The following is a 17,811-nucleotide window of genomic DNA, read 5'->3' as shown; positions in this document are numbered from 1 at the left end:
CCAGGCTGGCTGCTGTTGAGCGTTTACGCCCCGGTCAAAAGCAAACGCTCAGATCGAACATAAACAGCTTTATTTTCTGAAATGATCGTAGCCGGTTTCGGGAACGAGGATCGGCGCCCCGCTTTCATCAAGAAACAAAACGCCGTCGCCGCGCGTCAACGAACCGATGCGGGAAACCTCCGTACGCGACGCTTTCGCCGCCATGACGACAGAGCGGCGCATGGCCGGCGGCGCGGCGAAAAGAATTTCATAATCATCGCCGAACCCTGCAAGGCTCGCCAAAGCTTTCCACCGGTTCTGTTGCGCCGCGACCCAATAGGCCGCGCCCTGAGAGCGCGGCGTCGCCACCGCATCTATCTCGGCGCGCAGTCCATTGGCGCGCGCAAGATGGCCGGCATCCGCAATCAGACCGTCGGAAACATCAATCGCGGCGGTCGCAAGCCCAGCGATCGCAGCGCCCAGCGTCAGCCGCGGCTCCGGAAGATGATAGCGCCCGGAGAGCGACGCTTTATCGACCGTAGTGAATTTGAATTCCTTGCGCAAAGCCATCAGGCCGAGACCAGCGTCGCCGATGGTGCCGGAAACATATAAATCATCGCCAAGCGACGCGCCGGACCGCGCGGTCATCCCCTGTTTTGGCGGCGCGCCGAAGAATGTCGCCGACAGCGTGAGCGGCGCCGCCTTCGCCGTGTGCATGGTCGTATCGCCGCCATACAGCGCAATGCGGAAATGCTCCTGATCCTCGGCAAGTCCCCGCGCGAATAATTCTATCGACGCCCGTTTCACATTCTGCGGCCAGACGCAGCCGAGAAAATAGCCGATGGGCTTCGCGCCCTTGGCCGCGAGGTCGGACAGATTTGCACGGATCAGTTTCCTGGCGACAAGATCGAGCGGATCCTTGGCCAAGAAATGCACTCCCGCAACAAGGAGATCTTTCGTGACCACAAGATCACGCGCCTCCAGCAGTGCGGCGTCATCGGCAAGGTTGAACGCGCCCGGCGCATCTTTGGTCAGGGGAGCGAAAACGTCGCGGATGATATCGAATTCGCTCATGCAGCCGTCTGGTCAGACCTTCACTTCGTCGCTGCGCGCTTCCTTGGCCGCGGCGTCGAGAACGGCGTTGATGAACCCCGGCTCGTCGCCGTCGAAAAAGGCGCGCGCAATATCCAGATATTCGTTGATTACAACTTTAAAGGGAACATCCGGGCGGCGGATAAGCTCATATAACCCGGCGCGCAGAATCGCCCGGGCCGTTGCATCGAGACGGGCGAGCCGCCAGCCCTCGGCGAGCTGGCGTTGCAAATAGGGGTCGAGCCTTGATTGCGTCTCAACCGCGCCGCGCAGAATATCGGCGAAGAAGGCGGCGTCGGCGGCCTGGAGTTTTTCACCCTCCACCTCACCGCCCAGCCGGAAATCCTTGAATTCGCGGATGGTCGCCTCAACGCCCTGACCGCCCGCCTCCATCTGGTAAAGCGCCTGCACAGCGGCGAGCCGTGCGGCGGACCGGGGCGGCGCGCCTTCTTTGGTTTTCTTTTGGTCAGAAGCCATGGATCTGATTCTTACTCTTCTTTCGGGGCCGGTTCAGCGTCATCCATACCGCCAAGAAATTCGCCGAAGTCCTTCGCCTCGCGGAAGTTTTTGTAGACCGACGCATAGCGCACATAAGCGACGTCATCGAGCTTGGCGAGACCTTCCATGACCAGTTCGCCAATCTTTTGCGATTCAATTTCGCTTTCCCCGGTCGCTTCGAGCTGGCGGACAATGCCGGAAACCATCTGCTCCATCCGCTCGGGCTCGAAGTCGCGCTTGCGCAGCGCCACCAGGATCGAGCGCATGAGCTTGTCCCGGTCGAAAGGCGCGCGCTTGCCGGTGCTTTTGATCACGACAAGTTCGCGCAGCTGGACCCGCTCAAAGGTGGTGAAGCGGCCGCCGCAGGCCGAGCACTCACGGCGCCGGCGCACGGAGGCGCCGTCCTCCGCCGGACGGGAATCTTTCACCTGGGTGTCGTCGCTGCCGCAAAACGGACATCGCATGGGGCTGTTCTCCCAAATCTCAGTCCGGCGGTTCTACGCGAGTCAGCGGTAAATTGGAAACCGCCCAGTCAGGGCCCGAACCCGCTTCCCGACGGCCTCTTCCACGGACGAATCAGCTTCGCCCCTGGTGGCCAGCGCATCGAGGACCTCGGCCATCATCTCGCCGACTTCCTTGAATTCGCCGACGCCAAACCCCCTCGTGGTGCCCGCCGGCGAACCGATACGGATGCCGGAGGTGATCGTGAATTTTTCAGGATCGTAGGGAATGCCGTTTTTGTTGCAGGTGATGCCAGCCGCCTCGAGGCTCGCCTCGGCGGCGTTGCCCTTGACGCCTTTGGGACGCAGATCGATCAGCGCGAGATGGGTGTCGGTGCCGCCGGACACGACGGCGTAGCCGGCATCGACCAGAGTTTGTGAAAGGACATTTGCGTTGTCGATCACGGCTTGCGCGTAAGTCTTGAATTCCGGTTGCAGCGCCTCGCCAAACGCAACCGCCTTGGCGGCGATGATATGCATGAGCGGGCCACCCTGAATGCCAGGGAACAGGCCGGACCGGATCTTCTTCGCCAGCGCCGGATCATTGGTCAGCACCATGCCGCCGCGGGGCCCGCGCAGGGTCTTGTGCGTCGTCGTCGTGACGACATGCGCGTGCTCAAGCGGATTGGGGTAAAGCCCCGCCGCCACGAGCCCGGCGAAATGCGCCATGTCGACCATGAAATAGGCCCCGACGCTGTCGGCGATCTCACGGAAACGGCGAAAATCGATGATGCGCGAATAGGCGCTGCCGCCAGCGATGATCATCTTCGGTTTGTGCTGGTTCGCCAGCCGCTCGACCTGTTCAAAATCGATGAGATGGTCGTCCTCGCGCACCCCGTAAGAAACGCAGTTGAACCATTTGCCGGACTGGTTAACGGGGCTGCCATGGGTCAAATGTCCGCCCGCAGCGAGGTCCATTCCAAGGAATGTGTCGCCGGGGTTCAACAGTCCCATGAACACGCACTGGTTCGCCTGACTGCCTGAATGCGGTTGTACGATCGCTTCTTTACAACTGAAAAGCTTAGTCGCGCGGGCGATAGCGATCTCTTCAACCTCATCCACCTGCTCGCACCCGCCATAGTAGCGCTTGCCCGGATAACCCTCGGCATACTTGTTCGTAAGAACCGATCCCGCCGCTTCCAGCACCGCCTTTGAGACAATGTTTTCCGATGCAATCAGCTCAATCTGGTCGCGCTGCCGAGCAAGCTCGCCCTGCATGAAGCGGAAGACATCGCCGTCCTTGTCGGCGAGCGATTCGGTGAAGAAACCTTCGGGAAGGCGATAGGATTGGCTGGCGCTCATCGCGGCGGCTCCTGACTGCGAAAGAGCCCCGGGCGGGGCTCAACAAACAGCGGCGACATATAGTGGGACATGACGCGAGCTGCAATGCGAACCACAACCTTCCTTCAGGAGAAGGCGGGATTTATCGCCGCAGTGGTGAGCTGGAGTATAGCTGGGATTAGCCTGAGTAATGACCAAAATGAGAACGCAACTCAACATATTACGTCTACGATTTAATGCGGCGGCGCGCCTGTTCCGCTTGCAGCGCGAAGCGAGAAGCGCTACCGCGTTAGCGGGGCAGAACAAACCCGGCGCTGCAGTCCTTACGGCGTCAATGACCCGCGGAATTCCGGGAACAGCATGGGGCGGCTAGAATTGCTGTCTGCGGAACCTCCGCATTGGAGATGACTAGAATGGCAAGTAAGAAGACGGATTCTGTCGAACAAAACGATGCAATCCAATTGGCGGGGGAGATTGTCGCCGCTTATGTCGGTAACAACTCTGTAAAAGCTGATGAACTCCCTGCCCTGTTGAACAATGTCTACGCAGCAGTGGCTGGCCTCTCGGAAGAAGGCGCGGCGTTTATCACTAATCGAGAGCCTGCAGTGCCGGTGGCGAAATCAGTGACACCCGATTTCATCATCTGTCTTGAAGACGGGAAGAAACTGAAAATGCTCAAGCGCTATCTGCGCACGCATTATGATCTGTCCCCTGAAGAATACCGGCGAAAATGGAGTCTGCCTGCGGATTATCCGATGACCGCTCCCAACTACGCCAAATCGCGTTCACGTCTCGCCAAGGAAATCGGCCTTGGCACAGCGGCGACGTCTTCCGGCCGAAAACCGGCCAAAAAGAAGGCCACGCGCCGCAAAAGAAAATCCACCTGAGGGCTTTCTTGATTTCTGAATGACGGCGTTTTATCGCCCGTGAGGTCGGCTGTCTTGAGCCGTCTCACTGGCGGCGCCTCACATCTTAGATGCCTGCAGCCTGCTTCCCGGCCTGTGACAAGGCTCGCGTAAGGCGCTCATCTCTTAACAAGGTCGATGCAGTCGAAGTTACAACTTTATCTATCATCAGGCATTCGGCATTTTTTTGAATTTTTCTTACAGAAATTTTCGCTATCTTTATCACGTTTTCCTCGCGCACGCCGTTAACCAGGACGGTCCTGAAGCGGGACTTTTCGCTGTCCTTTATTGAAACGAACAAGCGGTCGGGCTGTTGCAACTGACGGCCTGTCGGCGCCATCGCGCCCCCGACGCATGACCGCATCCATGCGCTCCAGCCTTGATATTACCGGACAAATCGCTGCGCAGCGGAGCCGCGGCGCACACCCATGACGCTCACGCCAGCACCGGCGCCGACGCCTTACCCGGCCGGCGCATTTTCATCCTTGATGCGCAATGAAGTTAAAATTGTAGCGTATTGAGAAAGTGGAAACCGTGTTTTTTCACGAACAATCAACCACTTAGAGAAGCTTTTACCTTGATGCTTAGGCGTTTTTTTACAGCGCGCGCCTACTGTCGCCGATAACGAGTTGTGTATCACAAGGTTATTGATCTCATGTCTGTCGTTGCTGACACTGCCGCGCCCTCTGAAAAAACCGATGCCTATGTCATCGGTCCGGATGGCACGCCGCTGACTTTGCAGGACCTCCCGCCGCCGACCACAAAGCGCTGGGTTATCCGCCGCAAGGCTGAAGTCGTCGCCGCCGTGCGCGGTGGGTTGCTGACGCTCGAAGAAGCGTGCAACCGCTACACCCTCACTGTTGAAGAGTTTTTATCCTGGCAGAAAGCCATCGACCAATTCGGCCTGCCGGGGCTTCGCGCAACGCGCGTCCAGCAATACCGATAATCCCTCCTAGACTTTTCGGTCTTCGAAAACCCGTCGCGGCTCAGCCCGGCGGGTTTTTCTTCATCTTTGCGCGAAGAGCCCGGTTTCCGCCCTTTCGCGGCCTTGGAACAGAGCGCTCCTTCGGGCTATGTTGTGGGCTCGTGTTTTTCGGGCCAGATGGCCCCAGTAGCCCAGCCGGTGCAAGTTCGCCTATGATGAAATTCATCGCCTCTGACCTCGACGCGGCGAAGGCGAAGGCGCAGCGCGCGCTGGGCGACAGGGCGGTGATTGTCTCCGTCCGAAACCTGCCGAGCGGCGATATTGAGGTCACCGCCTCCGACAAGCCCGCCCCCGCCGCACCGGAGCCGGCCCCCAAGGCGCAGTTCGCCGGGGCCGCACGGGACGCCGTCGATGAGGGTCCATTCAAAATGGGCGCGGGCGCGAGGCTCAACGAAAATATCGAAACCAAATTCTCCGCTGACGCCCTGTCGAAGCTTTCAGCCAAGCTCAGCGGCGGCAAGGCCGGGCGCAGTCTCGATATGTCCGACGCGACGGTGCGGGCCATGGCGGAAATCCTCGCGCCTCACGGCATTGGCGAGCCTCTCCTGGCGGCGCTGATCGAAGGCGCGCGATCCTCAACCATTGATGAGGATCTCTATCGCCTTGAAACCGGTTTCCGGGAGGTCTTTACCTACGCGCCCTTGCTGCTCGCGCCGACCGCCCCGGTGATGCTGGTCGGCCCTACCGGCGCCGGCAAAACCTCGACCGGCGCCAAGCTCGCCGCCGCCGCCCAGGAAAGTGGCGTTCAGGCGACGATGATCACCGCCGATGTGGGCCGCGCCGGCGCCATCGACCAGATCAAGGCCTATGGTGAGGCGCTGGGAGCGGATTATTTCATCGCAGAAAGCCCGCTCGATGTTGCGCAGATCCTGCGCAGCCACCGCCCCCAGGGCGCGGTGATTTTCGATACGCCGGGCGTCAGCCCCTATGACTCAGGCGACATCGCCGCCTTGCGCTCTTATCGCGAGGCGGCGGACGCCGAGCCTGTGCTCGTCCTGCCCGCCAGCGGCGACGCCGACGAATATGTGGACTGGGCGCTGGCGTTTAAGGAAATCGGCGTCCGGCGCTGCATCCTGACGAAATTCGATGCAACCAAGCGCGTCGGCGCCGGCCTGCGCGCGGCGTTCGAAGCCCGGCTCGGCCTTGCGCATTTTTCCGAGACCGCCTTCATCTCCGAGGGTCTGTTGACGGCGAGCCCGGAATTTCTCGCGCGGCGGCTCATCGCCTCGCGGCCCGGCAGGTTTGGCTGATCCGTAGAAAAGAAAAAGGCGGACCAGAAGTCCGCCAATTTGATACGCAACGTTTTTTGTTCTTTGTACTGAATACGCAACTATTGCTGAAAGCCCCCGCTTTTTGTAGGCGCGTATTGGTAGGACCGCCTCTATTAAGGTTCGCCGAGCAGCGCAACCGGATCGACGGCCTCGCTTTCCTGACGGACTTCGAAATGGAGTTGCGGCGTTGTCACGGCGCCGGTCTTGCCGACCTTGGCGATGACCTGGCCCTGACGGACCTGATCGCCCTTCTTGACCAGCATTGAATCATTATGGGCGTAAGCGGTGACAAATCCGTCGGCGTGTTTGACGAGCAGCAGATTGCCGAACCCTTCAAGCTCCGACCCGCGATAGACAACCTGCCCATCGGCGGCGGCGCGCACAGCCGTGCCGGCGGGCGCAGCGATATTCACGCCGTCATTGCGGCGGCCGAGATTGCCGGCGCCATAGGCGGAAATCACCCGGCCATGCACGGGCCAGGCGAACATTGATTTCGACGCAGTCGCAGGCGGCGGCGTATAGGAAACATTGCGCGTGATCTCGGCGACATTGGCGGGCGCTTTTTCATTGCTCGCCGGTGAAGGCGCAGCGGCGGCTGCGACGCGCGCAGACCCCACCGGCGCCTGCGGGACCAGAACCTGCTGGCCGGGCTCCAGCGCATAGGGCGCGCGCATATTGTTGGCCGATGCGATGGTCGACACCGGCACGCCGGTCTTGCGTGAAATCGCGTAGAGCGTATCGCCCGCGCGCACGGAATAGAGCTGGTCTTTGGCGACGACGCGGCGTGTCGATGTGGACGCCGCAGCCGTTTGCGCAAGCGTCGTCGTGCGCGATGGCGCATCGGCGACCATGGCGGCCGCGCCGCTGGGCAGTTTCAACGCCTGTCCGACTTTCAGCGTGTATGGTTTTTTGAGGTTGTTCTCGTCGATAATGGCGGACGGCGAGACGTTAAAGCGGCGCGCAACGGCGTAAACCGTGTCGCCGCGCTGGACCTCGATATAGCCCTTCGCCTTGTGCAAATGCGCCGGCGGCGTTGCCGCGGCGGTCCGCAGCGACGCTTGCTGCGCGCGCGCAGTATCGTCGAGATAGACGGCTGAGACCGGGCTCAATTGCACCGGCTCGATTGCGCCAGCGGGGTGCGCCTTGAATTCAGGCTGGCGATAGACGGGCGCCTGCGCTGCGTGCGCCACCTGGCGTTCACGCTTGATCTCATCTGGCGAATGATAAACGCGGGTCTGGCGAGCCGGGTCCGAGCCGTACACCACAGGCGCATGATTGTGGGAGCCGCAGGCGGCCACCGCCAAAAAAGTTCCCGTTAACAACGCTGCACGAACGGTGTTCATCGCCCCTCCTCGCCAAGAAAATGCGGAAAAAACGCCCGCTGGACTATCCGCCGATTCGAAGCGACGTTTGTCTTCTTTGGTTAACGAAGGGTTAATAATCACCCAATTCGTTAAGGATTTGTCAGGCTTTTTCTCCCCGCGCCGCAATCGTCTTAGCCAGCGCGGTGCGCGCCTCAATATCGGTCAGCGAAAGATGCAGCGGCGTGATCGAAATCCGGCCATCGTATATCGCGCGCAAATCGGTTCCTTCAGGCGGATTGGAAAGCTCGCCCGTGAAGCCGTACCAGTAATAGCTCCCACCCCGCAGATCCTGGCGCTCCTCCGCAAAGAGCTGCACCGCGTCGCGATGGCCCTGCGCCGTCGCCTCGATCCCGGCGACGTCCTCGGGCGCCCGGTCCGGGAAGTTGACGTTCATGACGACATGTTCCGGCCATCCCGCGTCGAGCAGCATCCGCACGATTTTCGCACCATGCACCTCCGCCGTCTCCCAGCGCGCCTTGTCACGAGCAAGCCGCGACAGAGAAAGGGCGATCGACGGCACGCCCATGGACATGCCCTGAAAGGCGCCGGCGATGGTGCCGGAGACGGTGACGTCTTCAGCGAGGTTCTGGCCGTTATTAACGCCGGACAAAATGAGGTCAGGCTTTTCGCCGCCGAGCACTTTGTTGATGCCCATCAGGACGGCGTCGCTGGGGGTGCCGGTGACAGCGTAACGGCGCTCATCATATTGGCGCAAACGGATGGGATGGGCGAGCGTCAGCGCCCGCGCGGCGCCGGACTGTTCCTCCTGCGGCGCGCAAACCCAGACATCGTCAGAAAGCTCGCGCGCAATGTGAACAAGACTTTCGAGCCCGCGCGCATAAACGCCGTCATCATTCGTGCAGAGAATACGCATCCAAACCTACTCTTTTCCAGCGCCCGCCGTTTCCTTCTTATCGTCCAGAAACTTCCAGGCGAAAAGCCACCAGAGCGCCGCCCAGGCCGCGCCCAGCGCCCAGCCCGCGATCACATCCGTCGGCCAGTGTACGCCGAGATAAACCCGGCTCGCGCCCACCATCATCGTCACTAGCACAGCGTAAAGCATGATCAGCGCGCGTTCGCGTTTGCGTTTGTGGAAGCGCGCCAGAAGCGCGCCAAGCGTCAGATAAATGACCGCGGAATGCATGGCGTGACCGCTCGGGAAGCTTAAGGAGTGCACCTCCACAAGCTGCGGCACAAGTTCGGGCCGCGGACGGCCGAAACCAATTTTCAGGCTTTGACTGAGAATGACCCCGGTGATCGAGGCGCCGGCGACGACAAGCGCGTTTTTCCATTTGCTGGTCATCAAGAGATAGATGACGACGCTGAACACAATGAACGTGAGGACAAAAATTCCGCCAAGCGCGGTAATGTCGCCCATACCCTGATCGAACCAACCGGGGCCGATGGGATCGCCCGGGTCGCCCGGCGTCCTTAGTGATAGAATGATGCTTTCATCAAAGACATGGGTTTCGCCTTCATTGGCCTCGTCGGCGATGCCAGCGAAAACAAGAAGACCGAGCGCCGCCACCGCGAATGCGGCGAGCGCACTGATTTCCGCGCGGGCGCGGGTCAGCGCCATGCGAACCAAAGGATGTTCCGTCAGAAATTTTATTTGAGCGCCTCGATTTTTTCCACGCCGCCCATATAGGGTTTCAACGCGTCCGGCACGGCAACGGAACCGTCCGTCTGCTGATAATTTTCCATAATCGCGACGAGCGTGCGCCCCACCGCAAGGCCGGAGCCGTTGAGCGTGTGGACTGGATTGAGTTTCTTTTTCTCGCCTGCAACGCGGTAGCGCGTATTCATGCGCCGTGCCTGGAAGTCGCCGCAATTGGAACAGGAGGAAATCTCGCGATATTGCCCCTGCCCCGGCAGCCAGACCTCGATGTCATAGGTTTTCTGGGCGCCGAAACCCATATCCCCCGTGGAGAGGACCATGGTGCGGAATGGCAGGTCGAGGCGTTTCAACACTTCTTCCGCCGCGCCCGTCATACGTTCATGCTCGTCTTTCGACTGATCCGGCGTCGTGATCGAAACGAGTTCGACTTTCGAGAACTGGTGAAGGCGGATCATGCCGCGCGTGTCGCGACCGGCCGAACCTGCTTCAGAGCGGAAACATGGCGTCCATGCGGTGAAGCGCAGCGGCAATTCCTCCTCGGTCAGAATATCGCCATTGACGATGTTCGTCAGCGAGACTTCCGCAGTTGGAATGAGCCAGTGGCTAAAAGCGTGTTCAGCTAAACGCTTCTGAATCGCATCCTTATACTTTTTAAACTCGCCAATTGTACTGCCTGCGCCAACTTCTTTACGAATGTAATCAACCACTTCTTCAGCCGTACGCATTGAAGATTCAGTCTTGAACAAATCTTCCGCAAACTTCGGCAATTGCCCGGTGCCGTAAAGCGCGTCATCCTTGACCAGCAGCGGCGGGTTGCATTCGGTGTAGCCAAATTCGCCCGTATGCAGATCGAGCATGAAAGACGCGATGGCGCGTTCAAGCCGCGCGAGCTGGCCTTTCAATAGGACAAAGCGCGAGCCGGACATTTTCGCAGCGGTCTCGAAATCCATCTGACCGAGCGCTTCGCCAAGATCGAAATGTTCCTTGGCGTCGTTCAGCCGCTTCGGCTCGCCCCATTTTCTGATCTCGACATTCGCGGCTTCGTCTTCGCCTTCCGGCACATCCTCGGCGGGGATGTTCGGAATGGTCGAGAGAATATCGCGGATCTCATCCTGCTTTTTCTTCTGGATGTCCTCAGCCACCGGCATCTGGCTTTTGATGCTTTCGACTTCTTCGCGCAGCCGGTTGAACTCGGCGTCGTCGCCCTTGGCCTTGGCCTGACCGATCAGCTTGGAGGCGGCGTTGCGCTTTTCCTGCATCTCATTGAGGACAACGGTGTATTTGCGCGCCTCCTCGTCAAGAGCGAGGATCTCCCCGGCGCGGGGGGCGAGGCCCCGGCGCGCGAGACCGGCGTCGAAAGCGTCCGGATTTTCGCGGATATAACGAATGTCAAACATGGGTCGCGGTTTAGCCGGGTTGCGCGGAGCGGTCCAGTCTCACCTGCCGGTCAGGCCGACGCCTCTTCTGCGCTTTCCACCGCCTCTTTCGCCTTTCTCTCAGCGAGGCGCACGGAAAGGACGGAGACCTCATATAGCGAGATGATACAAGCGCCGAGGATGAGCTGGCTGAAGGGGTCCGGCGGTGTCAGGAAGGCGGCGATAATGAAAATCACCACAATCGCGACGCGCCGGTTGCGCACGAGGAACCCTGAGGTGATGAGCCCCGCCCGGGCGAGCAATGTCAGGAACACCGGCAACTGGAACGCGAAGCCGAAAGCCATGATCAGCGTGGTGATGAGCGAGAGGTAATCCCCCACCCGGGTCAGAAGCTCGATGGAAACGCCGGAGCCCTCACCCGCATCCTGCTCCATCCCCACGGCAAACCGCATGACGAACGGCATGAGGATGAAATAGACAAGCGCGGCGCCGAGGGCGAACAGGAACGGCATGGCGGCGAGAAACGGCAGCGCCGCCGCGCGTTCGCGCCGATACAGCCCGGGCGCCACAAACTTGTAAATTTCGTAAGCGACCACGGGGAACGCCAGCGCGATCCCACCCATCGCCGCAAGCTTCACCCGCGTGAAGAAAAATTCGAGCGGGGCGAAATAGAGTTTCGGTTCGACGCCTGCGGCGGCGACGGCGCGCCGGAACGGGATCACCAGAAATTCATAAAGCGGAATTGAAAACACAAAGCAGATCGCAAAACCCACCGCGACCGCGACCACAGAAACGATCAGACGCTGGCGCAGTTCAACAAGATGGTCGAGCAGCGGCGCAGAAGACGCTTTCAGCTCATCTTCTTCCGACGCCATCTGGTTTTTTTTCTTGCTTTCGCCGCTCATGTTTTCGCGGCTCCGCCAGCTTCATCTGACGTTGTTTCAGGGATGGTGTCTGGCGCCGCATCCGGCCCGGCGCCGGCCGCGGCGTCCGTCTTGGTTTCTGTCGTCGCGGTCGCCGCGGCTTTGTTGATTTCACGGGCTTCGTCGCGGAGGTCTTTTTCGATCGGCGCCACCGCTTCCGACATGGCGCGCTCCGCGTCGGCGATGGGATTGTTTTTCTTGAGCTCGTCGATTTCCTTGCGAAGCTCTTCCATATCCGCTTCGCGCGCCATCTGATCGAAAGCGGCGGTGAACTCCCCCGCCAGACTGCGCGCCTTGGCGACGAGACGGCCGGCGGAGCGCATTAGTTTCGGCAGGTCCTTCGGACCGACCACGATCAGCGCGACGATGGCGACAAGCACCAGCTCAAAAAACCCGAATTGCGGCAGGAGATTCATGACGGCCCAAAACCAATCTGACTTGCGCTCATCAAACCCGGACGGTGGAACGCGCGATTGCGCGACAAGCGCCCGCGTTTACGCCCAAGGACTAAGCTTTGTCCTTTTCCTCAGCCGGCGTCACATCCATGGCCTTATCGCCACGGTCGTCGATGGCCTTGTCTTCTTCCTGCAGGCCCTTGCGGAAAGACCGGATCCCCTTGGCGAAGTCGCCCATGATCGAGGAGATCTTACCGCCGCCGCCGAAGAGCAAAAGCGCGAGAACGAGAATAATGACAATCTGCCAGGGTCCGATTGCGCCCATGACGAGCCTTTCAACTTGAATTGCAGCCAATTGGTAATGCCCGAAGGCCCATTACGCAAACGCGAAACGGCGTAAATTCATGCGCCAATCAGGCGTCTGCGGCCTCATCGCCGTCCTCATCGAGGAAATCCTGAGAAAATTCGCCGGATTCATCCTCTCCGTCGTCATCCTCATCATCTCCATCCACCGGCGACGGCACGGAAAATCCGGGCGGCAGGCGGGCGTCGAGAAGCCCCGCAGCCTTCAAATCCGCGATTCCCGGCAGGTCGGTGACGGTTTCCAGCCCGAAATGCTCCAGAAAGCCCTCAGTGGTGCCGTAAAGGGTCGGCCGGCCCGGCGCGTCCTTGCGCTTGCCGCGCATTTTGACCCAGCCGATTTCCAGAAGCTGGTCGAGGGAGCCCTTGGCGACCTGGACGCCGCGCACATCCTCAATGTCGGCCCGGGTGCAGGGCTGGTGATAGGCGATGATCGCCAGGGTCTCGAGCGCGGCGCGCGAAAGCTTGCGCTGGGTCGTTTTTTCCTTCTGGAGGACATGGGCCACATCAGATGCGGTGATGAAGCGCCATTTCTTCTCCACTTTGGAAAGGACGACGCCGCGGCCCTCATAATCGGCGGCGAGTTGTTCAATCAGCAAGGCTGTCGCGGCACCCGCGGGCAGACGGTCGGAAATGCTCTTTTCGTCGAGCGGTTCGGCGGCGGCGAACAATAAAGCCTCTACCATGCGCTTGTGCTCGGCGAGGTCTTCCTCGCTCCAGTCGACTTCAGGCGCCGCGACTTCCGGCTCAGCCTGTTCGGTTTCCGCCGCTTCCGTTTCGGCGGCCTCGCCCTCAGCTTCTGTCTCAAGCTCGGCTTCTGTGGCGTCTGCTTCTTCGCCTTCGATGTCCTGTGTCTCTTCGTTCACGGCAGCCGTTTCACTTTCCTTGTCCGAGAGTTCCTCTGCGAGCGCTTCTTGCGCTTCGCGGGCGTCGAGGCCCTTGAAATTGCGTCCTGCATCTTCTTCCATCATGACGCGTCTCCTTCACCCGTATCACTCTCCGGCTTCTCCGGACGGGCCTTGATGTAAATCGGTTCAAAGGCGCCGATCTGGCGCAACTCAATGCGCCCCGCCTTGGCGAATTCCAGCGCAGCGTTGAACGAACTTGCAAGCACGGAGGTCTCCGGCGCGTCAACATCATAGCTTCGCGTCAGGCTGCGCAGCTCAGTCCATTCCGGGATGGCGCCAAGAATGCGTTCGAGCCGGTGACGCGCCGCTTCTACGGAATAAACCGCCGGCGGGTCGATATGATATTCGCGGTCAATGGCGACAATGCGCTGGGTCGTATAGGCCTTGAGCAGATCGAGAATGTCCGCCTGCCAGTCAGGTTTTTGCGTGACCCTGACGCCTTCCGGCGCGCCGCGCGGGAAAAAGTCCCAACCAAGTTGCGGCATATTCTGAAGGTCTTCGACGGCCTTGCGCATGGCTTCGAGGCGCTGAAGCTGGAAGGCGAGACGCGCGGCCATTTCGTCCGCCGTGGGCTCATCGCCGTCATCTTCGGCGGCCGGCAGCAGCATCTTGGATTTGAGGTAAGCGAGCCATGACGCCATGACGAGATAGTCGGCGGCAAGTTCCAGATTGCGGTCTTTGGCGGCTTCAACGAACAAGAGATACTGATCAACGAGAGCGACCATGGAAATCTTGCGGATATCAACCTTCTGGTGGCGCGCAAGATCGAGCAGAACATCGAGCGGACCTTCATAGCCCTCGATATTCACCACCAGTGCATCAATCGCGTCTTCGGTTGTCGTCACGCGAACCGGCGCGTCAAACGCGTCGCCGTTTTCGCCGTCATGACCGCCGCCGCCAGAAGCGCCGCCCTGTTGGCTGCTCATCGCAACCACCTGAATATGTTCACCATCCGCCATCGCGCCATTTAACGCCGATTCCGGCCCCCGCCTATCGGCTTTCCTACCCTGTTGAAAACTAGAACCAATCCATGGACCTAGCAGAATTATGTGTCGCGTTTTCGAGCCGCAAAACCGCCTGACCTTTTGCTGAAAACACCCTAGGCAAGCGCCGGTTTAACAAGCGCATTGAGGCGTTCATAGGCCTCGTCAGTCCCGCCTCTATCGGGGGTCTGCAACTCCGCCATAGCGGCGCGCGCCCTGTCTGCAGCTTTGCCGGTGAGATCGCGCAGCGCCCCAGCGCTTTCTTTTTTCTCAGCAAGCGAGAAATTACAGGCAAGCGCGATATCGCAGCCGGCGTCATAGGCGCCCGTGATGCGATCCGAAATCGCCCCGCCCAGCGCTTTCATCTTGAGATCGTCCGTAAACAGGAGCCCGTCAAAACCGATTTCGCCGCGAATGACGTCATTGACGATGACCGGCGACAAGGTCGCGGAGCGTTCCGCATCATAGGCTTCATAAACAATATGCGCGGTCATCCCCATTTTCTCGTCGCGCAGAGATTTGAACGGCTGGAAGTCACAACCCAAGAGATCGTGTTTCTTCGCGCAAACACGCGGCAGGTCATGATGGCTGTCGCAGAGCGACCGGCCATGACCGGGCAGATGTTTGATCACGGGAAGCGCGCCGCCTTTTTTCAAGCCTTCTATATGCGCATGGGCAATCGCGGTGATGATGTCCGGCCATTTCGCGTAGGCGCGGTCGCCGATCACTACCGGGTCGGCGTCGATCTGCGGCACGTCGAGCATCGGGATGCAGTTCACATTGACGCCGCAATCGGAAACAAGCCGTCCCAAAAGATAGCCGTTCAGTTCCGACGCTTCGCGCGCTTTCGACGGATCAAGCTTCCAGAGTTCGCCGAACACCGCCGGCGCGGGATGCGCGGGAAAAACCGGCGGCTTCATGCGCGCAACGCGACCGCCTTCCTGATCGATCAGGATCGGCGCATCCGCGCGGCCAACGCATTCGCGAAGCTCGTCGCAGTGGGCGCTTATCTGGTCGGCGCTCTCACAGTGACGCCCGAATAGGATAAACCCCCACGGGTCCACATCCTTGAAGAAAGCCCGCTCCTCATCAGAGAGGCGCGGGCCTTCGCAATCAAAAATTACTGCAGTCGGCATGAAGCGAAACGGCCCCTGCCCTAAAGCGCTTTGATCAGGCAGTCCTGTCCACGCTCTTTCAGATCAGCGCAGTAGGTTTTGGCGGCGTCAGCAGAGCTGAACGGACCGATGCGCAGACGGTGATAAACGCCGCGATCGCCAAGGTCGGCCACTTCCACATCGGGGCCTTTGCCCGAAAGAAAATCGCCAAGCTTGGTTTGCATGCGGCCCCACTGCGCCATGGCTTCATCATTGGAGCGGAAAGCGCCAACCTGCACCACATGGGTGCCGGAACGCGCATTGCCTGCGGTCACGGAAGCTGACGGCGCCGCCGGAACGGACGGCTTCACGCTGACGGTCGGCGGCGCGCTATCGCGCGGCTCTTCCGCTGTAGGATTATTGTCGAGCGCTGCGGCGTCTTCCGCCTGAAGATCGGCAAGACGGGTCTCGACTTCGTCGCTGACATCGGCGGCGGCCTGTTCGGCCTCGGCGGCGAGCGAACCGATCGTATCTTCGGCGGTGCGGCTCACCGGCTCTTCCGGACCTTCAGCGAGCGTCGTCACCGGATCGCCGGCGTCGCCGTCAATTGCATCGTAGACTTCGCGATTGACTTCAGGCGTGCCGTCTTCGGCGGTTTCGATCTTGATGGGTTCAGGATCGGCGGCGACGTAGGGCGTTTCGATGGCGCCGCCGTCACGGCCGACCTTCATGCCCTGCTTGTAAGCGATCCACACGACCGACACGAATGCGCCGATCATGACGATGCCCATAATCAGGACAGCAAAGCCCGATAGCCCGCGATCTTCATCATCATCGTCGAACTCGTCATATTCCTGATAGTCTTCTTCGAAGGCTTCTTCTTGTGCTGCATTCGCCATGTCTTAAACCGCTCCTTAAGCGCCGTAGATATGCGCCCCGTCTCTTTGGACTTCTCTTCTCTTGCGCCGGCGCCCCGTCGCAGCCAACCCAAAAACCTATCCCGGTCCGGCGTCAATACAGACCATCGCCGAATCGTTGTTCGCGCGCATTCTAGCATCCCCGGCCACGGGAGTCGCAGCTTTAGCCGTCAAATTCGACGCCAAAAAGGCGGCGATATTCCCTGACGGCGTAGCGGTCGGTCATCCCGGCGATGTAGTCGCAAACCGCCCGGGCGCGGCGCGCTTCGGACCCGCCCTCATAGCGCTCACGCCATTCCGGCGGCAACGTCTCCGGCTCAGTGAAGAACAAGTCGAACAAAGATTTAATGATTCTCTTGGCCTGGCTGCGGGCGCGGTTGACCTTGTAGTGGCGATACATGTTTTCGTGGAGAAAACTGCGCAAGCCGCCGAGGTCCTTTTCCATGTCTGTGGAAAACGCGCAAAAAGCGGCGGAGGCCCGGCGCACCTCGTCTGCAGACGCCGGCGGCGCGGCGGCGAGACGGCGCCTTGTTTCAGCGAGCACATCCTCGACCATGGCCCCGATCAGATCCGACACCGCTTCCGCGATCAGGATATCTCTCGGCGCTTGCGGGTATTTTGCTTCCGCCGTGCGAATCGCGGGGCCAACCAGCGGCAGATCGCGCGCTTCGGCGAAACCAAAAAGCCCGGCGCGCAAACCGTCATCAACATCGTGATTGTTATAGGCGATATCGTCGGCGATGGCGGCGACCTGCGCCTCCAGCGAGGCGAAGCTGTCGAGCCAGAGATCGTGACCCGCCGCATATTCGACAATGGCGGCGGGCAGCGGCTCTTTTTTGCGCGCCAAAGGCCCCGTGAGCGGGCCGTTATGTTTGACGACGCCTTCCAGCGTCTCCCAGGTGAGATTAAGGCCGTCAAAAGCGGCGTGGCGGCGCTCCAGTTTGGTCAGGAGCCGCAGCGTCTGGGCGTTGTGATCGAACCCGTCGAACGGCGCCATGCACTCGACCAGCACATCCTCGCCCGTATGTCCGAAAGGCGGATGACCGAGATCGTGGGCGAGCGCCAGACATTCGGCGAGGTCCTCATCGAGCTGAAGCGCACGCGCCAGGGTCCGGGCGATCTGCGCGACCTCAAGGGAATGAGTCAGGCGCGTACGGTAGTGATCGCCTTCATGGGAGATGAAGACCTGCGTCTTGTGCTTCAGGCGGCGGAAGGCGACAGCATGGATCACCCGGTCGCGATCACGCTGAAACGGGGTCCGGCCCCGGCTCTCGGCCTCCGGATGGAGACGCCCGCGGGTTAGCTCCGCCCGGGCGGCATAGGGCGCGAGCGGCGCCGGGAACGCCATGGGACCCTCTTCGC

At 60.4% G+C, this 17,811-nt stretch carries 20 protein-coding genes; 3 read left to right on the top strand and 17 right to left on the bottom strand.

Translation table 11 applies throughout. The features are described from left to right. Positions 1-69: 69 nt before the first annotated feature. The 4 genes from thiL to glyA are packed head-to-tail and all read right to left on the bottom strand — an operon-like array spanning position 70 to position 3,371. Positions 70-1,053, bottom strand: coding sequence for a thiamine-phosphate kinase (gene thiL / locus ACFOOP_RS10585; protein WP_379880921.1), 984 nt, complete (start codon positions 1,051-1,053; stop codon positions 70-72). A 12-nt stretch (positions 1,054-1,065) separates the two neighbouring features. Further along, entirely contained in the window at positions 1,066-1,548 is a 483-nt protein-coding gene (gene nusB, locus ACFOOP_RS10580; protein ID WP_379880920.1) for a transcription antitermination factor NusB, read from the bottom strand. A gap of 11 nt (positions 1,549-1,559) precedes the next feature. Beyond that, positions 1,560-2,033, bottom strand: a complete 474-nt coding sequence (nrdR, locus tag ACFOOP_RS10575) for a transcriptional regulator NrdR (protein WP_379880919.1) — start codon at positions 2,031-2,033, stop codon at positions 1,560-1,562. Positions 2,034-2,075: 42 nt separating this feature from the next. Further along, positions 2,076-3,371: a serine hydroxymethyltransferase gene (gene glyA / locus ACFOOP_RS10570; protein ID WP_379880918.1), complete on the bottom strand. Its 1,296-nt coding sequence runs from the start codon at positions 3,369-3,371 to the stop codon at positions 2,076-2,078. A 392-nt stretch (positions 3,372-3,763) separates the two neighbouring features. Here glyA and ACFOOP_RS10565 point away from each other — a divergent pair, with 392 nt between their 5' ends. Further along, a complete protein-coding gene (locus ACFOOP_RS10565) occupies positions 3,764-4,237 on the top strand; it encodes a Ros/MucR family transcriptional regulator (RefSeq protein ID WP_379880917.1) in 474 nt (157 codons plus the stop codon). A gap of 85 nt (positions 4,238-4,322) precedes the next feature. Here ACFOOP_RS10565 and ACFOOP_RS10560 read toward each other — a convergent pair whose 3' ends face one another. Next, entirely contained in the window at positions 4,323-4,595 is a 273-nt protein-coding gene (locus ACFOOP_RS10560) for a hypothetical protein (RefSeq protein WP_379880916.1), read from the bottom strand. Between the two features lie 315 nt (positions 4,596-4,910). On the opposite strand from ACFOOP_RS10560, the gene sciP reads away from it, so the two are divergent. Together sciP and ACFOOP_RS10550 are read left to right on the top strand one after the other, a co-directional pair. Further along, positions 4,911-5,201: a CtrA inhibitor SciP gene (sciP, locus tag ACFOOP_RS10555; RefSeq protein WP_379880915.1), complete on the top strand. Its 291-nt coding sequence runs from the start codon at positions 4,911-4,913 to the stop codon at positions 5,199-5,201. A 191-nt stretch (positions 5,202-5,392) separates the two neighbouring features. Continuing rightward, positions 5,393-6,490 carry a flagellar biosynthesis protein FlhF gene (locus ACFOOP_RS10550; protein ID WP_379880914.1) on the top strand — a complete coding sequence of 366 codons (1,098 nt, stop codon included), beginning with the start codon at positions 5,393-5,395 and terminating at the stop codon, positions 6,488-6,490. A gap of 134 nt (positions 6,491-6,624) precedes the next feature. On the opposite strand, the gene ACFOOP_RS10545 is transcribed toward ACFOOP_RS10550, so the two are convergent. The 12 genes from ACFOOP_RS10545 to ACFOOP_RS10490 all read right to left on the bottom strand — a co-directional run bounded on the left by ACFOOP_RS10545 (position 6,625) and on the right by ACFOOP_RS10490 (position 17,797). Next, entirely contained in the window at positions 6,625-7,854 is a 1,230-nt protein-coding gene (locus tag ACFOOP_RS10545) for a peptidoglycan DD-metalloendopeptidase family protein (RefSeq protein WP_379880913.1), read from the bottom strand. A gap of 121 nt (positions 7,855-7,975) precedes the next feature. Then, a complete protein-coding gene (gene surE, locus ACFOOP_RS10540) occupies positions 7,976-8,749 on the bottom strand; it encodes a 5'/3'-nucleotidase SurE (RefSeq protein WP_379880912.1) in 774 nt (257 codons plus the stop codon). Positions 8,750-8,755: 6 nt separating this feature from the next. Continuing rightward, positions 8,756-9,454, bottom strand: a complete 699-nt coding sequence (locus tag ACFOOP_RS10535) for a phosphatase PAP2 family protein (RefSeq protein WP_379881553.1) — start codon at positions 9,452-9,454, stop codon at positions 8,756-8,758. 29 nt (positions 9,455-9,483) lie between these two features. Beyond that, positions 9,484-10,890 (bottom strand): serine--tRNA ligase, encoded by a 1,407-nt coding sequence (gene serS, locus ACFOOP_RS10530; RefSeq protein ID WP_379880911.1) that lies wholly within the window; start codon positions 10,888-10,890, stop codon positions 9,484-9,486. A 50-nt stretch (positions 10,891-10,940) separates the two neighbouring features. Next, positions 10,941-11,774, bottom strand: a complete 834-nt coding sequence (gene tatC / locus ACFOOP_RS10525) for a twin-arginine translocase subunit TatC (RefSeq protein ID WP_379880910.1) — start codon at positions 11,772-11,774, stop codon at positions 10,941-10,943. Continuing rightward, complete coding sequence (tatB, locus tag ACFOOP_RS10520; protein WP_379880909.1) at positions 11,771-12,208, bottom strand: Sec-independent protein translocase protein TatB; 438 nt, start codon at positions 12,206-12,208, stop codon at positions 11,771-11,773. The genes tatC and tatB overlap by 4 nt, the downstream gene beginning before the upstream one ends. A 91-nt stretch (positions 12,209-12,299) precedes the next feature. Further along, entirely contained in the window at positions 12,300-12,512 is a 213-nt protein-coding gene (tatA, locus tag ACFOOP_RS10515) for a twin-arginine translocase TatA/TatE family subunit (RefSeq protein WP_379880908.1), read from the bottom strand. Between the two features lie 88 nt (positions 12,513-12,600). Beyond that, positions 12,601-13,518 (bottom strand): SMC-Scp complex subunit ScpB, encoded by a 918-nt coding sequence (gene scpB, locus ACFOOP_RS10510; protein WP_379880907.1) that lies wholly within the window; start codon positions 13,516-13,518, stop codon positions 12,601-12,603. Beyond that, a complete protein-coding gene (locus ACFOOP_RS10505) occupies positions 13,515-14,381 on the bottom strand; it encodes a segregation and condensation protein A (RefSeq protein WP_379880905.1) in 867 nt (288 codons plus the stop codon). Before ACFOOP_RS10505 ends, scpB begins: the two co-directional genes overlap by 4 nt. 173 nt (positions 14,382-14,554) lie before the next feature. Further along, positions 14,555-15,574, bottom strand: a complete 1,020-nt coding sequence (nagZ, locus tag ACFOOP_RS10500; RefSeq protein ID WP_379880904.1) for a beta-N-acetylhexosaminidase — start codon at positions 15,572-15,574, stop codon at positions 14,555-14,557. 20 nt (positions 15,575-15,594) lie between these two features. Next, positions 15,595-16,431, bottom strand: a complete 837-nt coding sequence (locus tag ACFOOP_RS10495; RefSeq protein WP_379880903.1) for an SPOR domain-containing protein — start codon at positions 16,429-16,431, stop codon at positions 15,595-15,597. Positions 16,432-16,612: 181 nt separating this feature from the next. Beyond that, positions 16,613-17,797, bottom strand: coding sequence for a deoxyguanosinetriphosphate triphosphohydrolase (locus ACFOOP_RS10490; RefSeq protein WP_379881552.1), 1,185 nt, complete (start codon positions 17,795-17,797; stop codon positions 16,613-16,615). Positions 17,798-17,811: the final 14 nt, after the last annotated feature.

The sequence above is a fragment of the Hyphococcus aureus genome, from assembly GCF_042643165.1.
In the GTDB taxonomy this organism is placed as follows: Bacteria; Pseudomonadota; Alphaproteobacteria; order Caulobacterales; family Parvularculaceae; genus Hyphococcus; species Hyphococcus aureus.
This window is presented reverse-complemented; position numbering and strand designations above follow the sequence as displayed.